This window comes from Neorhizobium sp. JUb45, from assembly GCF_004343585.1.
GTDB lineage: Bacteria > Pseudomonadota > Alphaproteobacteria > Rhizobiales > Rhizobiaceae > Neorhizobium.
This window is the reverse complement of record NZ_SLYW01000005.1, coordinates 115,899-138,329: the sequence shown is the minus strand read 5'-3', so window position 1 is coordinate 138,329 and position 22,431 is coordinate 115,899. Positions and strand designations below refer to the sequence as shown.

The window sequence follows — 22,431 nt, the reverse complement described above, 5'->3', positions numbered from 1 at the left end:
ATAGATCGAAGACCTTTCTGCCGTTCGCATCGAAGTCGATCGGCGCCGTGATCGCATTGTCGCTGTTTTCCACCAGCATGGCATCGGTGGCCGAGGCCAACCCGAAAATGGTCGTCGATGTGCGCACCGGCCGGGTGATCAGCCATACGGAAGCATTTCGCAAATGGTATCCGGCATCGCTGACCAAGCTGATGACGGCCTATGTGACCTTCCGCGCCATCAAGAGCGGTCGCCTCAATCTCGACAGCGTCGTGACGATGAGCAAAAGAGCGGCCGACCAGCCGGCCAGCAAGATGTATTTCAAGGCGGGCACGCGCCTGACGCTCGACAATGCCCTGAAGATCACGCTGGTGAAGTCCGCAAATGACATGGCCGTTGCCGTGGCTGAAACCGTCGGTGGCGGTTCGCTGGAGCAGTTCGTCGCCATGATGAATTCGGAAGCCGCGCGGCTTGGCATGAATTCGTCGCGCTTCATCAACCCGCATGGCCTGCCGGGGCAGGGGCAGTATACGACGGCACGTGACCTTGCGATCCTGACGCTGCAGCTGAAGCGGGAATTCCCGGAATATGCCGGTTATTTCTCGATCGAGGGTATCGACGTCGGCAAGAAGCAATATGCCAATTTCAACATGCTGATCGGCCGTTTCGATGGTGCCGATGGCATGAAGACTGGCTTTATCTGCGCTTCCGGTTTCAACCAGATCGGCTCGGCGACGCGCAACGGACGTTCGGTGATTTCGGTCGTGCTCGGTTCCGATAGCCTTGCCGGCCGTGCTGACGATACCGCCAACCTGCTGCAGGCCGGTCTCACCGCCGGTTCGAACCAGGGCGCGCCTCTCGGCTCGCTGGCGCCCTATGGCGAGACCGTGCAGGTCAATGATGTCAGTGCTGAAATCTGTAACCCCAAGGCCGCCAAGATGCGCAGCGAAACGCGCGACGAGGCCGGCCGCATGATCACCCATTCACCCTATATTCGCGAACTGTCGCATCCGATCGTCTATTCGTTTGCGGGTGTTCTGCCGGGAGCAGAACCTGCCAGCCCGACGACCACCGGTGCCAGCCAGTTTGCCAACGTGCCGATCCCGATCCCGCGTCCGAGCACTTTCTGATCGCGGCGATCCGGCAGCGGCCTCAGAGCCAGCCAGAAAGTCAGTCCATGTCCGTCCTGCGCAACCGTATTCCGGTTTCGATCCTCACCGGTTTTCTCGGTGCCGGCAAATCGACCCTGCTCAACCGCATCCTGAAAGATCCGGCGACCAAGGATACGGCCGTCATCATCAACGAATTCGGTGAGGTGGGTATAGACAACCTGCTGGTCGAATCCTCGGGTGATACGCTGCTGCAGCTTTCCAACGGCTGCCTGTGCTGCACCATTCGCGGCGAACTGGTCGATACGCTGGCGACATTGGTCGATCAGGTGCAGACGCAAAAACTGCAGCCGATCCGCCGTGTGGTGATCGAAACGACCGGCCTTGCCGATCCCGCTCCGGTCATGCAGGCGGTGATGGGCAATCCGGTCATCGCCCAGAATTTCGAACTCGATGGCGTGATTACCGTGGTCGATGCGGTCAATGGTCTGGCGACGCTCGATCGCCATCCGGAGGCGCTCAAGCAGGCGGCGGTGGCTGACCGGTTGATCATTTCCAAGCAGGGCATGGCGGATGCAGCTCATGTTGCGGCCCTGAAGACGAGGCTTGCCGCGCTCAATCCGCGTGCGCCGATGATCGATGGCGACAGTGCCGATGCCGGTACGGCCGTGATCCTCGCCAATGGTCTCTACGATCCGGAAACCAAGATCGCCGATGTCGGTCGCTGGCTGCGTGACGAGATGGCGGCGGACGCGCATGACCATGCGCAACACGATCATCACCATGGCCACGACCACGATGACCATCACCACGGACACGGTCATGCGGATCAGGGTCACGGTCATCACCACCATCATCATCACGATGTGAACCGACACGGCGAGGATATCCGCTCCTTCTCCATCGTGCATGACAAGCCGATCTCGCCGATGGCGATCGAGATGTTCGTCGATCTGCTGCGCTCCGCCCATGGCGAAAAGCTTTTGCGGATGAAGGCGGTGGTGGCGCTCAGCGACAACGTTGATCGTCCGCTGGTGCTGCATGGCGTGCAGAGTATCTTTCACCGGCCGGAACGGCTGGCAAAATGGCCGGACGGCAGCGATCGCAGCACCCGCATGGTGCTGATCACGCAGGGCATGCCGGAGGATTTCGTGAAGGATCTGTTTGCCGCCTTTACCGGCGAACCGCGGCTGGATCGCCCCGATCGCGCGGCACTGGAAGATAATCCGCTGGCGGTGCCTGGCCTCAAACTCTGAGTGTCAGGCCGCCGATCCCTTGCGGATCAGGAAACGGTGGCCGTCCGCGGTCTTTTCCGATGACACGACCGCGTGGCCGTCTTCCCGGCAGAAATGCGGAATGTCGATGCCGGCCAGAGGGTCATTGGTCTCGATGAGAAGATCGTCGCCCACGACCATGTCCTTCAGGCGTCGGCGCGTTTTCAGCACCGGCAGCGGACATTTCAGGCCTCTGAGATCGTAAAGTTCTTTCGCGTCGCCGGCATCGCCCATGAGGGCGACTACCAGAGCTTCCAGAAAGGCTTCTTTTCTTCCGGCTCGGGTGCCGGTGCCTGCGCGTAAGCCAGCGGGTTCTGGGCCGGTACCGGGATTGCGCCGGTCGATGTCGTGCCGTCACGATCGGTCTTGGCGGCAACATTAGTCTGGGCCGTATCGGCAACGGCCGGTGCGCCACGACGTTTCTGGGCTTCGGCGGCCATCACGGCAGCGGCGCTGGTGCGTGGCTGGGGTGCAGCCACCTCTGCGCCGGCGGAACCGCTAACAGGCGCGGAAGCGAGCATCGGGCCGGCCGGCTTGGAGCCTGCGCCCATGCGCGTCGCCATCATCTTTTCGAATTCCGACTGCTTCATCAGCTTGCCGGCTTCCAGCGAACTGCCGGTCGGCGCGTAGGCCAGTTCGCGGCCCTTGCGCTTGTCGGCAACAACGGCCTTGCGCTCGGCTTCGCTGGGCTCGTACCAGACCATGCCGTCCAGCTTGTCGATCGCCTTGTTGTAGGCGATGTCATAGTTCTTTTCGTAGGAAGACAAGGCGACGTTCAGCGCCGGTGGTGTCGACATGGTCGGGCAGGCGCCGCCCGGCGTGAAGCCACCGCTGGCCTGCTGGTTGAAGACGTATTTCTTCTCGCAGACATTCACGTCCGGCGGGCGCTTGGTGACTTCGAAATTGTCGTAGCCGACCTTCAGCATCTTCCAGAATTCGAAATGTTCGCTGCTGCGATGACGCGCCATGTTTTCGGCCGTCATGCGGAAGGGGAAGGCCTGCATCTGCACGGAGGTCTGGCCGCCCTTGAAGGCGTCGCGGGCAAAGCCGTAAATTTCGAGGATCTGCTCGTCGGTCATCGAATAGCAACCCGACGACGAGCAGGCGCCGTGGATCATCAGGTTCGAACCGCTGCGAGCGTTCGCTGCGTCATACCGATTCGGAAAACCGGTGTTGATGGCGAGGTAATATTTGGAATTCGGGTTCAGGTGGGCCGGCGTCAGGCCGTAAAAACCTTCAGGCGCCTGGCGGTCGCCTTCCTTCACCTTGGGGCCGAGTTTGCCGGACCACGCACAGATCTGGTAGCTGGTCAGCTTGTCGAAGCGGTTGTCGGCCTTCGCCTTCCAGATCTCCAGAACACCTTCTTCCTTGAAGATGCGGATCATGATCGGAGAGGTGCGGGGCATGTTCTTTGCCTGCATCTCGGCAATGATGCGCGAGGAGAGCGGCTGCTCGACCTTGTTCTTGACCTTGGAAATATCGACGGTGGACGCCGAATCCAGAGTGTCATTGCAACCGGTCAAAACCGTGCCGACGAGAAAAGCTAGGGCGATGTGTTTCAGGCGCATCACGGACAACCACGTATTGCTGACGATACGAACGAAGCAGGCGTAAGCCAGCTTCCCATCCATTCTCAATAGAATGGTAATCTTTACATCTTCTTAACCGCATACGACGATGCCGATCGCAAATCAAGCGACCGGCATCGTCTAGCATAGCAATGTGACTGTCAATGCGGCGGTTTTCCGGCCGTTTCGACTTTTAGAGATTGCGGCCGATGGCCAGGAATTTCTGGCGGCGTGCATTGCGCACTTCCTCGCCCGAAAGCTGGCCGAGTTCTGCAAGCGCCTTTTCGATGACGTTGCCAGCGGCATGGATCACCGTTTCCGGCTCGCGATGGGCGCCGCCCAGCGGTTCGGCAATGATCTCGTCGATCACGCCAAGGCCCTTCAGGTCTTCCGCGGTGATCTTCATGTTGGTGGCGGCTTCGCGGGCGCGGGTCGAATCGCGCCACAGGATCGAGGCCGCACCTTCCGGCGAAATGACCGAATAGATCGAATGCTCCAGCATGTAGACCTTGTTGCCGGTGGCAATCGCAATCGCGCCGCCGGAACCGCCTTCGCCGATGACGATCGAAACCATAGGCACTTTCAGGCCGAGGCACATTTCGGTGGAGCGGGCGATGGCTTCGGCCTGGCCGCGTTCTTCCGCACCAACGCCCGGATAGGCACCGGCGGTGTCGATCAGCGAAATGACCGGCAGGCCAAAACGGTCGGCCATTTCCATGACGCGCATCGCCTTGCGGTAACCTTCCGGCCGGGCGCTGCCAAAATTGTGCTTGATGCGGGTCTTGGTGTCGTGACCCTTTTCCTGGCCGATCAGCGCAACCGGCTGGCCGCGGAAACGTGCAAGACCTGCCTGGATGGCAGCGTCTTCACCAAAGGTGCGATCGCCGGCCAGAGGCGTGAATTCGGTGAACAGGCCTGCCGCGTAATCGACGAAATGCGGGCGCTGCGGATGGCGCGCGACCTGCGTCTTCTGCCAGGCGGTGAGCTTGGAATAGATATCCTGTATGGCTTCGCGCACGCGAATTTCGAGGCGCCCGATCTCGTCCGAGGTGTCGATGCTCTCGTCTTCGGTGGCGAGCTTTTTCAGCTCATGAATCTTGCCTTCGAGATCCGCGATGGGTTTTTCGAAATCGAGATAAGTCTGCATAAGAACCGTTTTCCGATCTTGCTGGCTGATGGATGGCCGCGCTTTTGACCGCTCTAATCCCGGTTTTTGCCCTGTTTTGCAAGAGGGTGATGCGTTTCCACCAGTTCACGAAGTCTTTCTTCCAGAACATGTGTGTAAATTTGTGTGGTGGAAATGTCCGAATGGCCAAGCAGTTCCTGCACGACGCGCAGGTCTGCACCATTGGCCAGAAGATGGCTGGCAAAGGCGTGGCGCAGCACATGTGGCGAGATCGCCGACGGCGGCAGGCCCGCCCGGATGGCCAGATCTTTAAGGTCTCGGGCAAACACCTGACGCGGCAAAAAACCATCCTTGCCGGAAGAGGGGAAAAGCCATGCACTTTCCTCTTCTTTTTCCTTCTGACGGGCAGCTTCGGCCTTGGCGGCGCCATAAACCCGCATTGCCTCGATCGCAGCACGCGACAGCGGCACCAGTCTTTCCTTGTTGCCCTTGCCCTTGATCATCAGGAAACGGCCCTGTTGATCGAGCACGCGGGCAGGCAGTGATACCAGTTCGCTGACACGCATGCCGGTCGCATAAAGAATTTCGAGCAATGCCAGCATGCGCAGGCGCGACAATCTGCCGGAGGCGGGGTCTTCCGCTTCGCTCGCCGCCTGGGCGAGAAGTTTTCCGACATGATCCTCGCTCAGGACCTTGGGAAGCGAGCGGCCTTTCTTGGGCGCGTCCAGGATGGCCGTCGGATCGTCACCGCGCAGGTTTTCCGCATAGAGAAACTTGTAGAATTGCCGCATGGCCGACAAGCGGCGCGATTGCGAGGAGGCGGCAAAACCCTGTCGCGCAAGGTGGGCGAGATAAGCGGAGAGATCGCTGCTCTGGGCCAGCACCAGCGTCTGCTTCTTGCCGAGGAATTCTCGCAGGTCTGTCAGATCGCGTTCATAGGATAAAAGCGTGTTGGCGGCAGCACCGCGTTCCGCGCTCATCATCTCCAGAAAGGCTTCCAGATGCGCGCCAGACAGATCCATCATGTCCGGTCCATTTCGCTCATGGCTTTGCCGGAGCGGTCGTTGCCGGCGGGTTCAGGCGTTCGGATGGCACACGCACGGTCACGTCGCGCTCCTTCGGTTCCACCAGCAGAACCAGCGCCATCATGCTTCCGTAGATCACCCCCGCGATGACGGCCAGGATGAAGAGAAACCGGAAGAGTGTGGGCATGCGGGGCTCCGTTTGAACAGCCGTCTTTATGAGCAAAGCAGCGTGCCAGTGCAAGCCGGCATTGGCTGACATGGGCGTGTTCGGCATACGGTTGTTCATCTGCGTTGCAAGCATGCTGCGCATCGCTGCCCGAATGCCAAGGTTGCATCTTTCACGGGCGCAAGCCTTGACGCTGCCGGTGCATTTGTCGATAGGGTTTTCACATGGAAGACCCCAAGGAACAGGCTTATCCGGTGATGACCGATCTTGTTATGCCAGAGGCGCTCGTGGCAGCGCCTTCGCTGAGCGACAAGGCGCGCGAAGCGCTTGGTGGCCGTAACCTGATCTTCGTCGGCTTGATGGGCGCCGGCAAGTCGGCGATCGGCCGGCTGGTGGCGCAACAGCTTTCCCTGCCGTTCGTGGATACCGACGCCGAAATCGAAAAAGTGTCGCGCATGACGATTTCCGAACTCTTCGCCACCTATGGCGAAGCGGAATTTCGTGCGCTGGAAGCAAGGGTGATGGAGCGCCTGCTGCATCAGTCGCAGCGCGTCGTCTCGACCGGCGGCGGCGCCTTCATCAACGAGCAGACCCGCGGGCATATCAAGGCCGGTGGCCTGTCGATCTGGCTGCGCGCCGATCTCGACCTTCTGTGGGACCGTGTGCGCAAACGCGATACACGGCCGTTGCTGAAGACCGAGAACCCCAAGGAGACGCTCGAAAATCTGATGAACCAGCGGTATCCGATCTATGCGGAAGCGGAATTGACCGTCGAGTCGGCCGACGTACGCAAGGAAACCATGGCGCATAACGTGCTGGCAGCCATCGCCGGGCTTTCTCCCCGCGATCATGCCGGCTCGTCGTTATCGAGCAATGATCAGGCAGTGGAAAGTGATTGAAATGACGACGTCTTCTTCGCAGGCGGCTGAAAAGCTTGTGCATGTTCCGCTTGGTGAACGCGCTTACGACATTCTCATCGGTCCCGGCCTGATCGGTCGTGCCGGTGGCGAGATCACCAGCCGCATCAAGGGCCGCAAGGCTGCCATCGTCACCGACGAAAATGTCGCCCCGCTTTACCTCGAAGCGTTGACGGACGCATTGCAGACGGATGGTATCGAGGTCGCCTCGCTGACCCTGCCGGCCGGCGAAAAGACCAAAAGCCTCGATCATCTGGCCGCCGTCTGTGACATGGCGCTGGCGGCGCGTATCGAGCGCAGCGATGCGATCATAGCGCTTGGCGGCGGCGTCATCGGCGATCTGGCCGGTTTTGCCGCAGGTATCGTGCGCCGCGGTGTCCGGTTCGTGCAGATCCCTACCTCGCTTCTATCACAGGTGGACAGTTCCGTCGGCGGCAAGACCGGCGTCAATTCACGCCACGGCAAGAACCTGCTTGGCGTATTCCATCAGCCGGATCTGGTGCTTGCCGATACCGATACGCTGAATACGCTGAGCGAGCGTGAATTCCGCGCCGGTTATGCCGAAGTCGCCAAATACGGCCTGATTGACAAGCCGGACTTTTTCGAATGGCTGGAAAAGAACTGGAAGGATGTTTTTTTCGGTGGTCCGGCCCGTGCCGAAGCGATCGCCATCAGTTGCCAGGCGAAATCGGATGTGGTCGTCGAAGACGAGTTCGAAAACGGCCGCCGTGCGCTGCTTAATCTGGGGCATACGTTCGGTCATGCGCTGGAGGCTGCGACCCAGTATGACAGCAGCCGTCTGGTGCATGGCGAAGGTGTCGCCATCGGCATGGCGCTCGCCTATCGCTTTTCGTCCCGTCTCAATCTTGCCAGCCCCGATGATGCCGAGCGTGTCGAAGCGCATCTGAAGGCTGTCGGCCTGCCGACCCGCATCAGCGATATTCCGGGCGAAGCCTTGCCGGTCGAGCGGCTGATGGAGGCGATTGCCCAGGACAAGAAGGTCAAGGGCGGCAAGCTCACCTTCATTCTCACCCGCGGCATCGGCCAGTCCTATGTGGCCGACGATGTGGCGGCATCCGAAGTCCTCAATTTCCTGGAGTTGCAAAAGGCCAGATGACGTCAGGAAGCGGGTTTCTGTCAGGTCTTGTCAACGCTGTCGTGCGCGGCACGCTGCGTGTTACAGGCGTGACGTTGACCCCTTCTACGCTCAAGCTCGCCTCGCATGACGATCTGCACGAAGCTCTCGATGAGGTGCATCGTGAGGGGGATTTCGACAAGCAGGACCGTGATCGCCTGAGCGGCCTGTTCGATCTGGAGGAACTCGAGGTTTCCGACGTGATGGTGCATCGTCTGGCGATGCGCGCCGTCAATGCTGCCGATCCGCCCGAACAGGTGGTTCGCACGGTGCTGGAAAGCCCCTATACGCGCATGCCGGTCTGGCGCGGCTCGACGGAAAACATCGTCGGCGTTATCCATGCCAAGGATCTTTTGCGGGCACTGTCCGAGCCGGATGTGCGGCCGGAAACGGTCGATATCGCCAAGGTCGCGCAAAAGCCGTGGTTCGTGCCCGATACGACCAGCCTCAAGGATCAGCTCAACGCTTTTCTGCGGCGCAAGGTCCACATGGCCGTCGTGGTCGATGAATATGGCGAGATGCAGGGCATCGTCACGCTGGAGGATATTATCGAGGAAATCGTCGGTGATATTGCCGATGAGCACGATCCGTCGCTGCAGGGCGTGCGGCAGGATGCGGATGGCTCGATCATCGTCGATGGCTCGGTGTCGATCCGTGATCTCAACCGCGCGCTCGGCTGGAGCCTGCCCGATACGGAGGCGACGACGATCGCCGGCCTCGTCATCCACGAATCGAAACTGATCCCGGAAGAGCGGCAGGCTTTCACCTTCTATGAGAAGCGCTTCATCGTGCTGAAGCGCGAAAAGAATCGCATCACCCGCCTGCGCATCCGCCCGGCCGCCGTTGCAGCCGCCCAGTAGCTCGCGCGCCAAATCTTTGCGCTCGCGCAGATGTTACCAGCGGGTCGGCTCACCCGGTGCCGAAGCTTCGACTGCCAAGGCGTGCAGGCCGGCTTGAAGTTCGGGCTTGAGGATATCATTTATGATCCGGTGCCGCTCGATGCGGCTCTTTCCCTCGAACGCCTTCGAAACGATGCGTACCCGCATGTGGCTGCCGCCTTCGCCGGAAAACTGCGGCTGGTGGCCGGCGTGCTGATGGCTCTCGTCGATCACGTCCAGTCGTTCCGGTTGCAGAGCGTGGACGAGGCTCGTTTCAATACGGGCTTTGACAGTCATGAAATCGCTCCGAAGCAGCGTGGAAGGGCACTTCACAAACCAGCAGCAAAGGGATTTGTCAATTCTTGTCCTCTCCCTTTGTGCAGCCCATAATGTGCGTCTGATGAACCTAGATTCAAAATATTTCGACCGCATCCGGACGCGCCGGAACCGCAAGCAGGAAGAGCCCGCTCAGGCGTCTACTTGTCAGTGGGACGGGTGCGACAAGCCGGGAGCCCATCGTGCGCCTGTCGGCCGCAATGCTGAGGGGCAGTTCTTCATGTTCTGCTTCGAGCATGTGAAGGACTATAACAAGGGCTACAACTATTTTTCCGGCCTGTCGGACAGCGAGATCGCCCGCTACCAGAAGGAAGCGATCACCGGTCATCGTCCGACATGGTCTGTCGGCGTCAACAAGGACATCAAGGATGCGCCCCTACATGCGACGATGCGGTCCGGCAGTGCAGCGAGCCAAAACCGCATGCGCGATCCCTTCGGTTTCGTGCGGGAAGGGCGCATGGGTAGCGGTCCGCGTTTCCCGCAGGAACGCAAGCTGAAGACGCTGGAACAGAAGGCCTTCGACACGATGGAGCTGACCGCAGGCGCTACGTCTGCGCAGATCAAGACCCGATACAAGGAACTCGTCAAGAAGCATCACCCCGATGCCAATGGCGGCGACCGCGGATCGGAAGAACGTTTTCGCGCGGTAATTCAAGCATATCAGTTGTTGAAACAGTCTGGTTTCTGCTAAGCGGTAAAACATAGGAAGCAGCAAGGATTGCTGCCGGGCTACGGACCGTCCGGCATGGAGTGGTGATGAGCAAAATTGATCTTGATATTTCGAACCTTCCCGACACGACCGTTTCAGTCAGGGACGTCTTCGGCATCGATACCGATCTGAGGGTTCCGGCTTACAGCAACGGCGACCCCTACGTTCCCGACCTCGACCCCGACTATCTTTTCGACCGTGATACCACGCTCGCCATTCTCGCCGGTTTTGCCCATAACCGCCGCGTGATGGTTTCCGGTTTCCACGGCACCGGCAAATCGACCCATATCGAACAGGTCGCGGCCCGCCTCAACTGGCCCTGCGTGCGCGTCAACCTCGACAGCCATGTCAGCCGTATCGATCTCGTCGGCAAGGACGCCATCGTCCTGAAGGACGGCAAGCAGATCACCGAATTCAAGGACGGCATCCTGCCCTGGGCCTACCAGCACAATGTCGCGCTCGTCTTCGACGAATACGATGCCGGTCGCCCGGACGTGATGTTCGTCATCCAGCGCGTGCTGGAATCGTCGGGCCGCCTGACCCTGCTCGACCAGAGCCGTGTCATCCGTCCTCACCCGGCCTTCCGCCTGTTCGCAACCGCCAACACCGTTGGTCTGGGCGATACGACCGGCCTCTATCACGGCACGCAGCAGATCAACCAGGCGCAGATGGACCGCTGGTCCATCGTCACCACGCTGAACTACCTGCCGCACCAGAAGGAAGTCGATATCGTTGCCGCCAAGGTCAAATCCTTCGGCAAGACGGCTGAAGGCCGCGAGACGGTTTCCAAGATGGTCCGCATCGCCGACATGACCCGTTCGGCCTTCATCAACGGCGATCTTTCGACCGTGATGAGCCCGCGTACGGTGATTACCTGGGCGGAAAATGCGGAGATCTTCGGCGATGTCGCCTTTGCTTTCCGCGTGACCTTCCTCAACAAGTGCGACGAACTGGAGCGTACGCTGGTGGCTGAACAGTACCAGCGCGCCTTCGGTGTCGAACTGAAGGAAAGCGCCGCCAACATCGTTCTCGGGGCTTAAGCGCGCGGGAGCAGCAGCATGGCAGGTCGTGGAGACAATTCGAAGCCCAAGGCGGGTGGTCCGGTTGATACCGAACCGTTGCGCCGGGCCATTACCGGCTGCGTCCGCTCGGTTGCGGGCAGCGGCGAGGTGGAGGTAACCTTCGCCAACGAGCGTCCCGGCATGGCCGGTGAGCGCATTCGCCTGCCGGAAATATCGAAACGTCCGACGGCCCATGAGCTCGCGGTAACCCGCGGGCTCGGCGACAGCATGGCGCTGCGGCTTGCCTGCCACGATACCGGTGTGCATGCGACGATGGCGCCACAGGGGCCGGATGCCCGTGCGATTTTCGATGCCGTCGAGCAGGCGCGTGTCGAATCCATCGGCTCGCTGCGTATGGCCGGCATGGCCAGCAATATCGGCAGCATGAATGCCGAAAAATACGCCAAGGCCAATTTCTCCGGTATCGAGCGTCAGGATGATGCGCCGATCGGCGAGGCCATGGCCATGCTGGTGCGGGAAAAGTTGACCGGCGTGAAGCCGCCTGAAAGCGCCGGCAAGGTGCTCGATCTCTGGCGTCCGTTCATCGAGGACAAGGCTGCGACCGACCTCGATGGTCTGCGCAATGCGATGGAAGACCAGCAGGCATTCGCCAAGCTGATCCGCCACATGCTGTCCTCCATGCAGATGGCCGAGGACTACGGCGACGACGATACCGAAGCCGAGGAACTCGAAAACCAGAGCGAAGAAGATCAGGCCCGCAGCAACGAGACCGAAAACGAAGAGGTCGAGGAAGAGGCGGGATCGGATGCGGCGCCGGCTGAGCAGAGCCAGGCTGCCGAAGACGAGATGGACGACGGCGAGATGGACGGCGCCGAAATCTCCGACGAAGACATGTCGGAAGAGAGCGACGAGCAATCCGAAACGCCCGGCGAAACCAAGCGTCCCAACAGCCCGTTCGACGATTTCAACGAGAAGGTCGATTACAAGATCTTCACCCACGAGTTCGACGAGGAAATCACCGCCGAAGAGCTTTGCGACGAAGCGGAACTCGACCGCCTGCGCGCCTTTCTCGACAAGCAGCTGGCGCATCTGCAGAGCGCGGTCGGCCGTCTTGCCAACCGCCTGCAGCGCCGCCTGATGGCGCAGCAGAACCGTTCCTGGGATTTTGACCTGGAAGAAGGTTATCTCGACCCGGCCCGTCTCGTGCGCCTGGTCATCGATCCGATGCAGCCGCTTTCTTTCAAGAAGGAACGCGACACGAAATTCCGCGATACGGTCGTGTCTCTCGTCATCGACAATTCCGGCTCCATGCGTGGTCGCCCGATCACCGTTGCCGCTAGCTGCGCCGATATTCTGGCCCGCACGCTGGAACGCTCCGGCGTCAAGGTCGAGATTCTCGGCTTCACGACGAAGGCATGGAAGGGTGGTCAATCGCGCGAGCAGTGGCTGGCAAGCGGCAAGCCGGCGACGCCGGGCCGCCTCAACGATCTGCGCCATATCATCTACAAGTCGGCCGATGCGCCGTGGCGCCGTTCGCGCCGCAATCTCGGCCTGATGATGCGCGAAGGCCTGCTCAAGGAAAACATCGACGGCGAAGCGCTGATGTGGGCGCATAACCGCCTGATCAATCGTCGCGAGCAGCGCAAGATCCTGATGATGATCTCGGATGGTGCGCCGGTCGATGATTCGACGCTGTCGGTCAATCCGGGCAATTATCTGGAGCGGCATCTGCGCGCCGTCATCGAACAGATCGAAACCCGTTCGCCGGTCGAGCTTCTGGCAATCGGCATCGGCCACGATGTGACGCGTTATTACCGCAAGGCGGTGACGATCGTTGATGCCGACGAGCTTGCCGGTGCGATGACCGAACAGCTTGCCTCGTTGTTTGAAGAAAATGCGGGCAGGGGCCGTGGCGCCCGCCGCGCCGGTTGAGAACCGGCCGGCATATGCTCCCAAAACACGCCCGGCTTCGTGCCCATGTGCTCGCAGCCATTTTTGTGGCCGTCGCCGCGCAATCCTTGCGGGCGGCGGATGTTGATGCGCCGATCGAGGCGCGTGCCTTCCACGAATTCAAGGCCGGCAATCCGGAAACGAAATTCGGTGCTCTCGAATTTGTCGGGGGCCTCGAATATACGTCCGGCAACGACCTTGTCGGCGCCGTCTCCAGCATCCGCTTCCGGCCGGATGGCCGCAATTTTGTTGCCGTGCTCGATACCGGCCACTGGATGACGGGTTCGATAGAGCGTGACGGGCAGGGGCGCCTGTCGGGCATGCAGGATGTTCGCATCATGCCTATGGTGGACGCGAGTGGGCGTGAGCCACGCTCCAAGGGCGATATCGATGCGGAAGGGGTGACGTTGCGCAATGGCGAAGCGATCGTCAGTTTCGAGCGCCGTCATCGTGTCGATATTTATCCCGATCCGGGTTTCGAAACCTCTCGCCCGCGAAGGACGCTGGATTTCCTGATCCCGCGCCGCGAGTTGCGTGCCAATGGCGGCCTGGAGACGGTGGTTGCCGCGCCGAAGGAAGGTCCGTTGCAGGGTGCTATCGTGGTCGCTGCGGAAAAGAGCGTCGATGCTGACGGCAATTTTTACGCGGCCATTCTGGAGGGGCCGCGCAAGGGCCAGTTCAAGGTGCAGCGCCATCACCCGTTCGACATTACGGATGGCGCTTTCCTTCCGGATGGCGACCTCGTTCTGCTGGAGCGCTCGTTCAGCCTGCTCGGTGGTGTCGGTATGCGCATCCGCCGCATCGATGGCGACAGTTTGAAGCCAGGTGCGCTGGTGGATGGCGAGATGCTGATCGAGGCCGATCTCGGCCAGCAGATCGACAATATGGAAGGCATCGATGTGGTGGCGGGAGCCGATGGCGTGCCGCACCTGATCATCGTCTCCGACGACAACCATTCCATTTTCCAGCGCAACCTGATGCTGGAATTCCGCTTGAACCGCTGAGCCTGCTTTCATAGTCTTTATCCTTGCTGACTGAAGGACAAAGATCATGCTCCGCATTCATGTGACGGGTGCATCCGGTTCCGGCACGACGTCACTGGGCGCCGTTCTGGCTGAGCGGCTTGATATCCGCCATCTCGATTCCGACAATTTTTACTGGATGCCCACCGACCCGCCGTTCACGACGCCCAGAGAAATGGTGTCGCGCATCTCCATGTTGAGAGCGCAGGCGGCCACTGACAAGGGTTGGGTTCTATCCGGCTCGGCGCTGAAATGGGGGCTGGCGGTCGAGCCGCTGTATCACCTGATCGTTTTCCTACGGCTTGAGCCATCCATTCGCATGAGCCGCATCTACAGGCGTGAGCAGCAGCGGTATGGTGCGCGGATCGAGCCGGGTGGCGACATGGCCGAGAAAAGCCGGCAGTTTCTGCGGTGGGCGGAAAGTTATGATACCGCAGGGCCGGAGCAACGCAGTCTTGCCGCGCATGAGGCGTGGCTCTCGGCACAGGCGACAACCGTTCTGCGGCTCGATTCGATCAAGCCGGTGACGGAGCTGGCCGAAGCCGTTCTCCGTCATCCTATTGTTCTAAATGCAGTCCGATCCTAGCGCGCGGAAACCTGCGGCATCGGCTTCAGAATGCTCATCAGTGCGCCATAGGGGAGCAGCAGCACGACGCCGACCAAGATCTTGACCACGAGGTCGCCCAGCGCCCAAGAGATCCAGCGCGGCGCTTCTGTCGCCATCACGCCAAGAACCGGGGCCGGCGCAACCGCGAAGTCGAGGTTCGGGCCGATGAAGGCGAAGAAGGGGGCAAAGGCGAGCGAGAAGAACAGGACGGTGTCGATCACCGTGCCGATCATCGAAGCTGCCAGCGGTGCTTTCCACCACGTCTTGCGGCGCAGTTCGTTGAACACCGAGATATCCAGCAACTGGCCGATCAGGAAGGCGGTGCCCGAGGCAATCGCGATACGCGGCTCCGACAGCCAGAAGGACAGGGCCACGCCGACGACGAAGCCGACAAACACGATGCGGCGCGCGATGGCCGGGCCGAACTGGCGGTTGGCAAGGTCGGTAACGAGGAATGCGACCGGATAGGTGAAGGCACCCCAGGTGAGCAGATCGCCAAGTGCGATGCCCCAGAGTGTTCCCGTCAGATGAAACTGGACGAGAATATTGGACGCGACCACGATGGCCGCCATAACCAGCGAATAGATAAGGGTAGAGCGCTTCGTCAGCATTTTTTTATCCTGGGTGATGCCACCAGTTGGAATAAAGCAAAGGAAAAGGCCTGTGCGATAAACGCCCAAGCCTTCACCAGAACCGATGATGTATAAGTGCTAAAGCTTATGCAGCTTCAGCGGTCTTCTTGACGATCTGGCGACGCAGCAGACGAGCGCGCATCGACAGTTCGGCTTCGTCAGCCTTGACGAGGAAAGCGTCGAGACCGCCGCGATGCTCGACCGAGCGCAGGGCGTGAGCCGAGACGCGCAGACGGAAACGCTGGCCAAGAGCGTCGGAGATCAGCGTAACCTGGCACAGGTTCGGCAGAAAGCGACGACGGGTCCGGTTGTTGGCGTGGCTGACGTTGTTGCCGGTCATTACGCCCTTGCCGGTCAGTTCACACACACGGGACATGGGTACACCTTTGTTCTTCTGCAATTGGATGCCACTTCCGGACAATGTCCGGCGCGCCGATCCAACTGGTCCTGATTGGAAAGTTGCGGTTCTATAGTCAGTGGGGCCGCGCGCGTCAAGCCAAACCTTCAACCGAATCAGGATAAACCCGCTTCGGGCGTCGCAAGTCGCTATTTTATTGCCATAGTGGCACGTCTATATGACGTCAACATTTCTCGTTCCAAGGCTGGTTCATGATCGCCAAGGCTTCCGTTGCATTCGTCGCCGCCGTCGTATCCGTTGCTGTCGCATCCCCCGCCAGCACGGCCGGCATCCGCCACACAAGCGAATACAGTGTCTCGCTGGGCCTCCTGCCGGTGGCAAAGCTGTCCTTCGCCAGTGAGTTCGATGACAAGTCCTACACGATCAATGGCAGTTTCCGATCTGCCGGCATCGTCGATATCATCGCCAAGACCTCGGCCGAGACGACCGTGAAAGGTTCGATGGGGCGGGACAGGCTGCAGGCCAATTCCTATTCGCTGACCTACAAGACCAACAAGAAGACGCAGATCTACGACGTTCAATATCGCAACGGCAATGTCGTTTCGACGACCGTGCAGCCCGAGCCGAAAGCCCGGCCATCAAGCTGGATCCCGATCAGCGATGCCGACCTGCGCTCCGTGCTCGATCCGCTCTCGGGCATGATTTTTCCCGCTGATGCAAAAGTCTGCCCCTCCAAACTGCCGATCTATGACGGAGAATCCCGTCTCGACCTGGTGCTGACCGCCAAGGGGACCGAAAAATTCTCCACGAGCGGCTTCAAGGGCGATGTCATCGTTTGCTCGATCCGCTACGTGCCGAAAGCCGGTTACCGCAAGGGCCGCAAGGATATCGAATATTTGAAGACCGTTGCGATGGAAGTCTGGTTTGCCAAGGCGGATGGTGCCAATGTCTATGCGCCCGTCTATGCCTATATTCCGACGCGGATGGGACCGCTTTACGTGAAGGCGACGAAATACGGCGGGTGAGGGATAGAGCGAAATCCAGCTTGGGGGAGTTGGGGAGTGTCGGTCGTTCACAATGAGCAGACGAAATACATCGCCAACGCTTTTGATCGGGCATCGACGTCCTGCCTGACGGTGGGCGTATTTGCGCCGATAGCCGCAGCTATCTATACCCCGATGGGGTCCAGTGCACACGTATATCCGCTGGTGTTTTTCGGTGTCTGTTGGCTTTTCGCCGCCGCCATATTACATTTGTCGGGTAAGGCTATTTTGAGGAGAATGCGATGACCGGTTTGCAGATTTATGCATTCATCGTGCTGCCGCTCTCCATTGCGGCGATTGGCTGGACCTACGCTTATTTTTGGGTGCGTAACGATAAGCGCAAACACGGCGAGTAAAATCGCGCTTAGGTTTCAGTTCGGCTGCCAATTCGGCGGCGCCATTTCGAAACTCGAAAAATCGAAACCCGGCGCAACGGTGTAGCCCACCAGCGTGAACGCGCCCAATGGTTTGGCTGATTGCCAGGCATTGGCGGGCACGATGGCCTGTGGTCTTTGTCCCGCCGCAAGGTCAATACCGAGTGTCACCGTTTCCGTGCTGCGGCCATCTGTCGAGATTTTCAGCAAAAGCGGGTCGCCGGCGTAAAAATGCCAGGCTTCTGACGCGTCGCGCACGCGATGCCAGTGCGAGCGTTCACCGGCTTGCAGAAGGTAATAGATGGCGGTCGAGTGTCCGCGCGGCGCGCCATGCTCATCGCGAAATGTCTCGACATACCAGCCGCCTTCCGGGTGCGGCTGCATGCCGAGCGTTTCGATGATCTCTTTTGCGGAGGGAATGTCGGACATCAGAAATTGTCCTTGCGCTTGCGGATCTCGGCAAACACTTCCTCGTTGGTTTTGCCTTCCATGATCAGGTTGCGGCGGATCGATGGGTCGGTGGCACGCAGGAAGGGATTGGTCTCCTTCTCCAGTCCCATCATCGTCGGGATTGTAAAGCGACCTTCGGCACGCAGTTCCTCGATCTGGACGGCACGGCGCTGCAGGGCTTCGTTATCCGGGTCGATGGTGAGCGCGAAACGGGCATTGGACAGCGTATATTCATGGCCGAAATAGATGGCGGTCTCATCCGGCAGCACGGCGAGCTTTTGCAGCGAATGCCACATGTCGGCGGCCGGGCGCTCAAACAGACGGCCACAGCCGAGCGCAAACAGCGTGTCGGCGGAAAACAGCAGTTTGTCCTCGGAGAAATGGAAGCAGATATGGCCAGCCGTATGGCCCGGCGTCTCGATTACCCTCACCGGATGTTCGCCGAACAGAAATTCGTCACCATCGTCCACGGTGCGGTCAAGGCCGGGAATGGCAACAGCCTCATTGACCGGGCCGATGATTTCAAGCCCGAAGCGGGCCTTCAGCGCCAGATTGGCTTCCACATGGTCGGTATGATGATGGGTGGTGAAAATATGGCTGATGGACCAACCGCGCCGTTCGGCGGCATCGAGGATCGGTTTTTCCTCAGGCGCATCGATTGATGCGGTGAGGCCCGTCTCCGGGTCATGGACCAGCACGCCGTAATTGTCGCTGCGGCATGAAAAGACTTCGATCTCCAGGGATTTCATCAATCCGCCTCTCTAGTTTGAATGGCTTCGGGAACAATGTAGAGATTGGGGTCTTGAAGTCCAACCGTCGTCTGATAGCAAAATCACCATGCACGCCGATATTGTCGATCTCCGCGAATTCTATCAAACCCCGCTTGGCCGCGTGGCCGAACAATCCATCGTGATGGCTTTGTCGTCGCTGTGGGCGCGGCTGCCGGAAGAGCGGCTTGTCGGGCTGGGATATGCGGTTCCCTATCTCGACCGGTTCCGTAAGGATACTGAGCGCACCTTTGCCTTCATGCCGGCAGGGCAGGGGGCTGTGAACTGGCCGCCGGGCGAATTTTCCTCCACAGCGCTGGTATTCGATGAGGAACTGCCGCTGCCGGATTCGTCGATAGACCGTTTTCTGCTGGTGCATTCGCTGGAATTTGCAGAGAACCCGCGTGAGAGCCTGAAGGAAATCTGGCGGGTGCTGGCGCCGGGCGGGCGGCTGATCATCGTCGTGCCCAATCGTCGTGGTGTGTGGGCGCGCATGGAACACACGCCTTTCGGTTCCGGCCGGCCTTATTCGCGCAGCCAGCTCACGTCACTTCTGCGCGAAAGCAATTTTACGCCCTCGGCCAGCGCCGAAGCTCTGTTTTTTCCACCATCGAAACTGCGGTTCCTGCTGAAATTACGCCACGTCTTCGAGCAGGCCGGCCGGCGGTTCTGGCCGGTGTTTTCCGGTGTCATCGTGGTGGAGGCGCAAAAGCGGCTGTATCAGGGGCTGCCTGTTGCGGCACGCGCATCCCGCCGTGTCTTCGTGCCGGTCCTGTCGCCGCAGGGCGTGCCGAGCACGCGAAACCGCGAGTAGCAGGGTTCCCCACTCGACAAAAAGGCGCTTCCGTTTTATTGCCTCAAGGCAATCTTTCGCCGGCTTTTCCGGCGTATTCCCTGGAAGGTCTGTCTGATGAGCACCGAGATGATGAAGCCCGCTCCGCGCCCGGGTATCCTTGATATTGCCGCTTATGTACCCGGCAAGGATCATGCGGAGGGCGTTGCTCGCGTCTACAAGCTCTCGTCCAACGAAACGCCACTCGGCGCCAGCCCCAAGGCGATCGAGGCGTTTCGCGAGGCCGCCGGCAATCTCGAACTTTACCCGGATGGTCAGGCACATCAGCTGCGCGAGGCGATCGCCTCGATCAACGGCCTGAACGCCGCCAACATTTTGTGCGGCAACGGTTCCGACGAATTGCTCGGCCTGCTCTGCCACGTCTATCTCGGCGCAGGCGACGAGGCTGTTATCACCGAGCACGGTTTTCTGGTCTACAAGATCCAGATCATGGGTGCCGGTGCGACGCCGGTGACCGTGCCTGAAAAGGATTACACGGTCGACGTCGATGCGATCCTAGCTGCGGTGACGCCGAAGACAAAGCTCGTCTTCATCGCCAATCCCGGCAATCCGACGGGTACCTATGTTCCGGTTGCCGATATCCGTCGCCTGCAGGCGGGCCTGCCGAAAAACGTCATCCTCGTTCTCGATGCCGCCTATGCGGAATATGTCCGCAAGAACGACTACGAGGCCGGTATCGAGCTTGTTTCGTCCAACAGCAATGTCGTGATGTGCCGTACCTTCTCCAAGGTTTATGGTCTGGCGGCGCTGCGTATCGGCTGGATGTATGGCCCGCTGGAGGTCGTCGACGCGATGAACCGCGTGCGTGGCCCGTTCAACCTCAATGCTCCGGCCATTGCCGCCGGTGCTGCCGCCATGCGCGACCAGGCCTTCATCGGCACTGCCGTCGAATACAACAAGCTCTGGCTCGACAAGCTCACCCACGCGTTCGAAACCATCGGCCTGAAGGTTACGCCTTCCGTCACCAACTTCATTCTCATCCATTTCCCGGATGTGGATGGCAAGCGTGCGCCGGATGCCGACGCCTTCCTCACCAGCCGCGGTTATATCCTGCGCATGGTCAAGGGTTACGGCCTGCCGAACGCGCTGCGCATGACGGTCGGCCCGGAAGAGGCAAACCGTGGCGTCATCGAAACGCTCGGTGAGTTCATGGCGAGAAGCGCATGAGTGATCCGCAGTTCAACCGCATTGCCCTGATCGGCATCGGCCTGATCGGCTCCTCCATCGCTCGCGATGTGAAGGCGCTTGGCCTTGCCAATGAGGTGGTGATTTCCAGCCGCAGCACCGAGACGCTTAAGCGAGCGGAAGAGCTTGAGCTTGGCACGCATTACGTTTCCTCCGCTGCCGAAGCGGTGAAGGATGCGGATCTTATCATTGTGTCAGTGCCGGTCGGTTCCTCCGGTGCCGTGGCTGAACAGATCGCACCGAACCTGAAGCCGGGCGCCATCCTCACGGATGTCGGCTCGACCAAGGCATCGGTGATCGCCCAGATGGCGCCGTTTGTGCCGCAAGGTGTGCACTTCATTCCCGGTCACCCGCTGGCGGGTACGGAAAAATCGGGGCCCGATGCCGGCTTTGCAGGTCTCTTCCGCGATCGCTGGTGCATCTTTACGCCGCTGCCGGATACCGACGCGGATGCTCTGGAAAAGCTGAAGGCCTTCTGGATCGCGCTCGGTTCGCGTGTTGACGACATGGACCCGCAGCACCATGACAAGGTGCTCGCCATCGTCTCGCACCTGCCGCATATCATCGCCTACAATATCGTCGGCACCGCCGATGATCTGGAGACGGTGACGGAATCGGAAGTCATCAAATATTCGGCCTCGGGTTTCCGTGATTTTACGCGTCTGGCCGCATCCGACCCCACCATGTGGCGGGACATCTGCCTGCACAACAAGGACGCGATCCTCGAAATGTTGGCGCGGTTTTCCGAAGACCTCGCCTATCTGCAGCGGGCGATCCGCTGGGGTGAGGGCGACAAGCTTTTCGAGCTTTTCACCCGCACCCGTGATGTCCGCCGGTCGATCATCCAGGCCGGTCAGGATGTCGATGCGCCCGACTTCGGACGCCACGCACTCGACCAGAAGAAATAATCAGATCGGCGGAATTTCACCCACCTGGATGAAGCCGCCGACCAGAACCTTGCCGTTCTTGATCGTGAAATCGATCGAGGCACGGTCACCGCCGCCAAGAGCGGACAGCATGTTGGTGGCGTTGTTCAGCATCGGGGCTATGCCGGGAATGATCGTTTCCAGGCTTGCCTTCCACGCTTCCAGCTTTTCCACCCGCAGCTTCATCTTGCCGTTCATGCGACCGCCGGCGGTGAAGCTGAATGGGCCGGACAGCGTAATGACGCGACCTTCGCCGAGATCGGCGGACAGTGTGCGGATTTCGCCTTCGGCGCCGTAAAGCGAGACATTGCGGTCGCTGCCGTCGATCAGCCCGGCCTTGCCGGTCAGCACCACATCGGCGCTGGTCGTCAGCGCCGGCAGCCCCTGTGGCAGGCCTTCGCCGGTCAGGCTGGCATTGGTGATCGTCATCGCCGCATCGAGATCGGCACCGTTTTGGCGCAGGTGCATCTCGGTATTGGCGGCCGCGAGATTGAATGTCTGGCCGGTCGCCGACGAGACGATTGCTGATTGCAGGGCATTGATGATCGTCGAGGAGCGCTCGACGCCACGGCCCTTGGCGGTCAGGCTGGATTGCAGGCTTTCCCAGTTGGAGGAAATGCTCAGGCCATGGCTGGTGCGGATCTCCGATGGCCCGTCCAGTTCCCAGACGACGTGTTTCGGATCGTAGACCTGTGCTGCCGAGCGCAGGCCTCCGAAAACGGCGGAGACGCCATTGTTGCGGTCGTCCACCGAGACTTTCGAGCAGAACAGGCCGATGCGGAACGGGTAACCGCGATATTCTGCATCGGCGCATTCGGCATTGACGCCGGCCTGTTGCTGGCTGCCGAGCAGGGTGAGGGTGCGCTCCTTGAGAAGCGAAGCGGCATAGAACCAGCCGCCGGTATAAACGCCGATCACCAGAATGATGATGATGCCAAGGGCCCAAATTTTGCCGCTGACGCTCCGCCGGCTTGACGCTGCCATGATGTTCTCCAATGGTGCTTCGATTGCAGAGGTGTT

At 60.1% G+C, this 22,431-nt stretch carries 24 protein-coding genes and 1 pseudogene; 14 read left to right on the top strand and 11 right to left on the bottom strand.

The features are described 5' to 3' along the window. The first annotated feature begins 77 nt into the window (after positions 1-77). Both EDF70_RS19990 and EDF70_RS19985 read left to right on the top strand, forming a co-directional pair. Positions 78-1,109 carry a D-alanyl-D-alanine carboxypeptidase family protein gene (locus EDF70_RS19990; protein WP_132277602.1) on the top strand — a complete coding sequence of 344 codons (1,032 nt, stop codon included), beginning with the start codon at positions 78-80 and terminating at the stop codon, positions 1,107-1,109. Positions 1,110-1,156: 47 nt separating this feature from the next. Further along, positions 1,157-2,344, top strand: coding sequence for a GTP-binding protein (locus tag EDF70_RS19985; RefSeq protein ID WP_132277165.1), 1,188 nt, complete (start codon positions 1,157-1,159; stop codon positions 2,342-2,344). 3 nt (positions 2,345-2,347) lie between these two features. On the opposite strand, the gene EDF70_RS19980 is transcribed toward EDF70_RS19985, so the two are convergent. From EDF70_RS19980 to EDF70_RS30030, 5 genes are all read right to left on the bottom strand, one after another. After that, complete coding sequence (locus EDF70_RS19980) at positions 2,348-2,596, bottom strand: sulfurtransferase TusA family protein (protein WP_132277163.1); 249 nt, start codon at positions 2,594-2,596, stop codon at positions 2,348-2,350. Positions 2,597-2,604: 8 nt separating this feature from the next. After that, positions 2,605-3,930, bottom strand: coding sequence for a murein L,D-transpeptidase family protein (locus EDF70_RS19975; RefSeq protein WP_132277600.1), 1,326 nt, complete (start codon positions 3,928-3,930; stop codon positions 2,605-2,607). A gap of 193 nt (positions 3,931-4,123) precedes the next feature. Continuing rightward, positions 4,124-5,077, bottom strand: a complete 954-nt coding sequence (locus EDF70_RS19970) for an acetyl-CoA carboxylase carboxyltransferase subunit alpha (RefSeq protein ID WP_132277161.1) — start codon at positions 5,075-5,077, stop codon at positions 4,124-4,126. Between the two features lie 53 nt (positions 5,078-5,130). Beyond that, complete coding sequence (gene xerD / locus EDF70_RS19965; RefSeq protein ID WP_132277159.1) at positions 5,131-6,081, bottom strand: site-specific tyrosine recombinase XerD; 951 nt, start codon at positions 6,079-6,081, stop codon at positions 5,131-5,133. A gap of 16 nt (positions 6,082-6,097) precedes the next feature. Next, the gene (locus EDF70_RS30030; protein WP_165932076.1) at positions 6,098-6,268 is read right to left on the bottom strand and encodes a hypothetical protein; all 171 of its coding nucleotides are present in this window, start codon (positions 6,266-6,268) and stop codon (positions 6,098-6,100) included. 251 nt (positions 6,269-6,519) lie between these two features. Here EDF70_RS30030 and EDF70_RS19960 point away from each other — a divergent pair, with 251 nt between their 5' ends. From EDF70_RS19960 to EDF70_RS19950, 3 genes and pseudogenes are all read left to right on the top strand, one after another. Continuing rightward, entirely contained in the window at positions 6,520-7,146 is a 627-nt protein-coding gene (locus tag EDF70_RS19960) for a shikimate kinase (RefSeq protein WP_132277598.1), read from the top strand. Position 7,147: 1 nt separating this feature from the next. Further along, on the top strand, positions 7,148-8,281 hold the full coding sequence (aroB, locus tag EDF70_RS19955) for a 3-dehydroquinate synthase (RefSeq protein ID WP_132277157.1): 1,134 nt from the start codon (positions 7,148-7,150) through the stop codon (positions 8,279-8,281). 11 nt (positions 8,282-8,292) lie between these two features. After that, positions 8,293-9,159: pseudogene (locus EDF70_RS19950) on the top strand (transporter associated domain-containing protein); the annotation flags it as partial. Between the two features lie 33 nt (positions 9,160-9,192). On the opposite strand, the gene EDF70_RS19945 reads toward EDF70_RS19950, so the two are convergent. Continuing rightward, on the bottom strand, positions 9,193-9,474 hold the full coding sequence (locus tag EDF70_RS19945; RefSeq protein ID WP_132277153.1) for a BolA family protein: 282 nt from the start codon (positions 9,472-9,474) through the stop codon (positions 9,193-9,195). A gap of 103 nt (positions 9,475-9,577) precedes the next feature. On the opposite strand from EDF70_RS19945, the gene EDF70_RS19940 reads away from it, so the two are divergent. The 5 genes from EDF70_RS19940 to EDF70_RS19920 all read left to right on the top strand — a co-directional run bounded on the left by EDF70_RS19940 (position 9,578) and on the right by EDF70_RS19920 (position 14,802). Further along, on the top strand, positions 9,578-10,204 hold the full coding sequence (locus EDF70_RS19940; protein ID WP_132277151.1) for a J domain-containing protein: 627 nt from the start codon (positions 9,578-9,580) through the stop codon (positions 10,202-10,204). A gap of 65 nt (positions 10,205-10,269) precedes the next feature. Next, positions 10,270-11,262, top strand: coding sequence for a cobaltochelatase subunit CobS (gene cobS, locus EDF70_RS19935; protein ID WP_132277149.1), 993 nt, complete (start codon positions 10,270-10,272; stop codon positions 11,260-11,262). An 18-nt stretch (positions 11,263-11,280) separates the two neighbouring features. Continuing rightward, positions 11,281-13,176 carry a cobaltochelatase subunit CobT gene (gene cobT, locus EDF70_RS19930; RefSeq protein WP_132277147.1) on the top strand — a complete coding sequence of 632 codons (1,896 nt, stop codon included), beginning with the start codon at positions 11,281-11,283 and terminating at the stop codon, positions 13,174-13,176. A 14-nt stretch (positions 13,177-13,190) separates the two neighbouring features. Next, a complete protein-coding gene (locus tag EDF70_RS19925) occupies positions 13,191-14,198 on the top strand; it encodes an esterase-like activity of phytase family protein (RefSeq protein WP_132277145.1) in 1,008 nt (335 codons plus the stop codon). 46 nt (positions 14,199-14,244) lie between these two features. Further along, positions 14,245-14,802, top strand: a complete 558-nt coding sequence (locus tag EDF70_RS19920; RefSeq protein ID WP_132277143.1) for an AAA family ATPase — start codon at positions 14,245-14,247, stop codon at positions 14,800-14,802. On the opposite strand, the gene EDF70_RS19915 is transcribed toward EDF70_RS19920, so the two are convergent. Together EDF70_RS19915 and rpmB are read right to left on the bottom strand one after the other, a co-directional pair. Next, the gene (locus EDF70_RS19915) at positions 14,799-15,434 is read right to left on the bottom strand and encodes a queuosine precursor transporter (RefSeq protein ID WP_132277141.1); all 636 of its coding nucleotides are present in this window, start codon (positions 15,432-15,434) and stop codon (positions 14,799-14,801) included. The genes EDF70_RS19920 and EDF70_RS19915 overlap by 4 nt on opposite strands. Positions 15,435-15,540: 106 nt before the next feature. Then, positions 15,541-15,831, bottom strand: coding sequence for a 50S ribosomal protein L28 (gene rpmB, locus EDF70_RS19910; protein WP_132277139.1), 291 nt, complete (start codon positions 15,829-15,831; stop codon positions 15,541-15,543). A gap of 233 nt (positions 15,832-16,064) precedes the next feature. On the opposite strand from rpmB, the gene EDF70_RS19905 reads away from it, so the two are divergent. Then, entirely contained in the window at positions 16,065-16,838 is a 774-nt protein-coding gene (locus tag EDF70_RS19905; RefSeq protein ID WP_132277137.1) for a DUF3108 domain-containing protein, read from the top strand. Positions 16,839-17,227: 389 nt separating this feature from the next. Here EDF70_RS19905 and EDF70_RS19900 read toward each other — a convergent pair whose 3' ends face one another. Further along, complete coding sequence (locus tag EDF70_RS19900) at positions 17,228-17,659, bottom strand: cupin domain-containing protein (protein WP_132277135.1); 432 nt, start codon at positions 17,657-17,659, stop codon at positions 17,228-17,230. After that, a complete protein-coding gene (gloB, locus tag EDF70_RS19895; RefSeq protein ID WP_132277133.1) occupies positions 17,659-18,429 on the bottom strand; it encodes a hydroxyacylglutathione hydrolase in 771 nt (256 codons plus the stop codon). The genes EDF70_RS19900 and gloB overlap by 1 nt, the downstream gene beginning before the upstream one ends. A gap of 88 nt (positions 18,430-18,517) precedes the next feature. Between gloB and EDF70_RS19890 the strand changes: the two genes are divergently transcribed. From EDF70_RS19890 to EDF70_RS19880, 3 genes are all read left to right on the top strand, one after another. Continuing rightward, positions 18,518-19,261: a class I SAM-dependent methyltransferase gene (locus tag EDF70_RS19890; RefSeq protein ID WP_132277131.1), complete on the top strand. Its 744-nt coding sequence runs from the start codon at positions 18,518-18,520 to the stop codon at positions 19,259-19,261. A gap of 96 nt (positions 19,262-19,357) precedes the next feature. Next, positions 19,358-20,467 (top strand): histidinol-phosphate transaminase, encoded by a 1,110-nt coding sequence (gene hisC / locus EDF70_RS19885; protein ID WP_132277129.1) that lies wholly within the window; start codon positions 19,358-19,360, stop codon positions 20,465-20,467. Next, positions 20,464-21,393 carry a prephenate/arogenate dehydrogenase family protein gene (locus EDF70_RS19880; RefSeq protein WP_132277127.1) on the top strand — a complete coding sequence of 310 codons (930 nt, stop codon included), beginning with the start codon at positions 20,464-20,466 and terminating at the stop codon, positions 21,391-21,393. Before hisC ends, EDF70_RS19880 begins: the two co-directional genes overlap by 4 nt. Here the strand turns inward: EDF70_RS19880 and EDF70_RS19875 are convergent, their stop codons facing one another. Continuing rightward, positions 21,394-22,395, bottom strand: a complete 1,002-nt coding sequence (locus tag EDF70_RS19875) for a DUF2125 domain-containing protein (RefSeq protein ID WP_132277125.1) — start codon at positions 22,393-22,395, stop codon at positions 21,394-21,396. It lies immediately after the preceding gene. Between the last annotated feature and the right edge of the window lie 36 nt (positions 22,396-22,431).

Excerpts from the sequence above, each read along its gene's own strand:
- EDF70_RS19990 (WP_132277602.1), top strand. The coding sequence starts at position 78 with ATGGCATCGGTGGCCGAGGCCAACCCGAAAATGGTCGTCGATGTGCGC.
- EDF70_RS19985 (WP_132277165.1), top strand. The coding sequence starts at position 1,157 with ATGTCCGTCCTGCGCAACCGTATTCCGGTTTCGATCCTCACCGGTTTT.
- EDF70_RS19980 (WP_132277163.1), bottom strand. The coding sequence starts at position 2,596 with ATGGGCGATGCCGGCGACGCGAAAGAACTTTACGATCTCAGAGGCCTG.
- EDF70_RS19975 (WP_132277600.1), bottom strand. The coding sequence starts at position 3,930 with ATGCGCCTGAAACACATCGCCCTAGCTTTTCTCGTCGGCACGGTTTTG.
- EDF70_RS19970 (WP_132277161.1), bottom strand. The coding sequence starts at position 5,077 with ATGCAGACTTATCTCGATTTCGAAAAACCCATCGCGGATCTCGAAGGC.
- xerD (WP_132277159.1), bottom strand. The coding sequence starts at position 6,081 with ATGATGGATCTGTCTGGCGCGCATCTGGAAGCCTTTCTGGAGATGATG.
- EDF70_RS30030 (WP_165932076.1), bottom strand. The coding sequence starts at position 6,268 with ATGCCCACACTCTTCCGGTTTCTCTTCATCCTGGCCGTCATCGCGGGG.
- EDF70_RS19960 (WP_132277598.1), top strand. The coding sequence starts at position 6,520 with ATGCCAGAGGCGCTCGTGGCAGCGCCTTCGCTGAGCGACAAGGCGCGC.
- aroB (WP_132277157.1), top strand. The coding sequence starts at position 7,148 with ATGACGACGTCTTCTTCGCAGGCGGCTGAAAAGCTTGTGCATGTTCCG.
- EDF70_RS19945 (WP_132277153.1), bottom strand. The coding sequence starts at position 9,474 with ATGACTGTCAAAGCCCGTATTGAAACGAGCCTCGTCCACGCTCTGCAA.
- EDF70_RS19940 (WP_132277151.1), top strand. The coding sequence starts at position 9,578 with ATGAACCTAGATTCAAAATATTTCGACCGCATCCGGACGCGCCGGAAC.
- cobS (WP_132277149.1), top strand. The coding sequence starts at position 10,270 with ATGAGCAAAATTGATCTTGATATTTCGAACCTTCCCGACACGACCGTT.
- cobT (WP_132277147.1), top strand. The coding sequence starts at position 11,281 with ATGGCAGGTCGTGGAGACAATTCGAAGCCCAAGGCGGGTGGTCCGGTT.
- EDF70_RS19925 (WP_132277145.1), top strand. The coding sequence starts at position 13,191 with ATGCTCCCAAAACACGCCCGGCTTCGTGCCCATGTGCTCGCAGCCATT.
- EDF70_RS19920 (WP_132277143.1), top strand. The coding sequence starts at position 14,245 with ATGCTCCGCATTCATGTGACGGGTGCATCCGGTTCCGGCACGACGTCA.
- EDF70_RS19915 (WP_132277141.1), bottom strand. The coding sequence starts at position 15,434 with ATGCTGACGAAGCGCTCTACCCTTATCTATTCGCTGGTTATGGCGGCC.
- rpmB (WP_132277139.1), bottom strand. The coding sequence starts at position 15,831 with ATGTCCCGTGTGTGTGAACTGACCGGCAAGGGCGTAATGACCGGCAAC.
- EDF70_RS19905 (WP_132277137.1), top strand. The coding sequence starts at position 16,065 with ATGATCGCCAAGGCTTCCGTTGCATTCGTCGCCGCCGTCGTATCCGTT.
- EDF70_RS19900 (WP_132277135.1), bottom strand. The coding sequence starts at position 17,659 with ATGTCCGACATTCCCTCCGCAAAAGAGATCATCGAAACGCTCGGCATG.
- gloB (WP_132277133.1), bottom strand. The coding sequence starts at position 18,429 with ATGAAATCCCTGGAGATCGAAGTCTTTTCATGCCGCAGCGACAATTAC.
- EDF70_RS19890 (WP_132277131.1), top strand. The coding sequence starts at position 18,518 with ATGCACGCCGATATTGTCGATCTCCGCGAATTCTATCAAACCCCGCTT.
- hisC (WP_132277129.1), top strand. The coding sequence starts at position 19,358 with ATGAGCACCGAGATGATGAAGCCCGCTCCGCGCCCGGGTATCCTTGAT.
- EDF70_RS19880 (WP_132277127.1), top strand. The coding sequence starts at position 20,464 with ATGAGTGATCCGCAGTTCAACCGCATTGCCCTGATCGGCATCGGCCTG.
- EDF70_RS19875 (WP_132277125.1), bottom strand. The coding sequence starts at position 22,395 with ATGGCAGCGTCAAGCCGGCGGAGCGTCAGCGGCAAAATTTGGGCCCTT.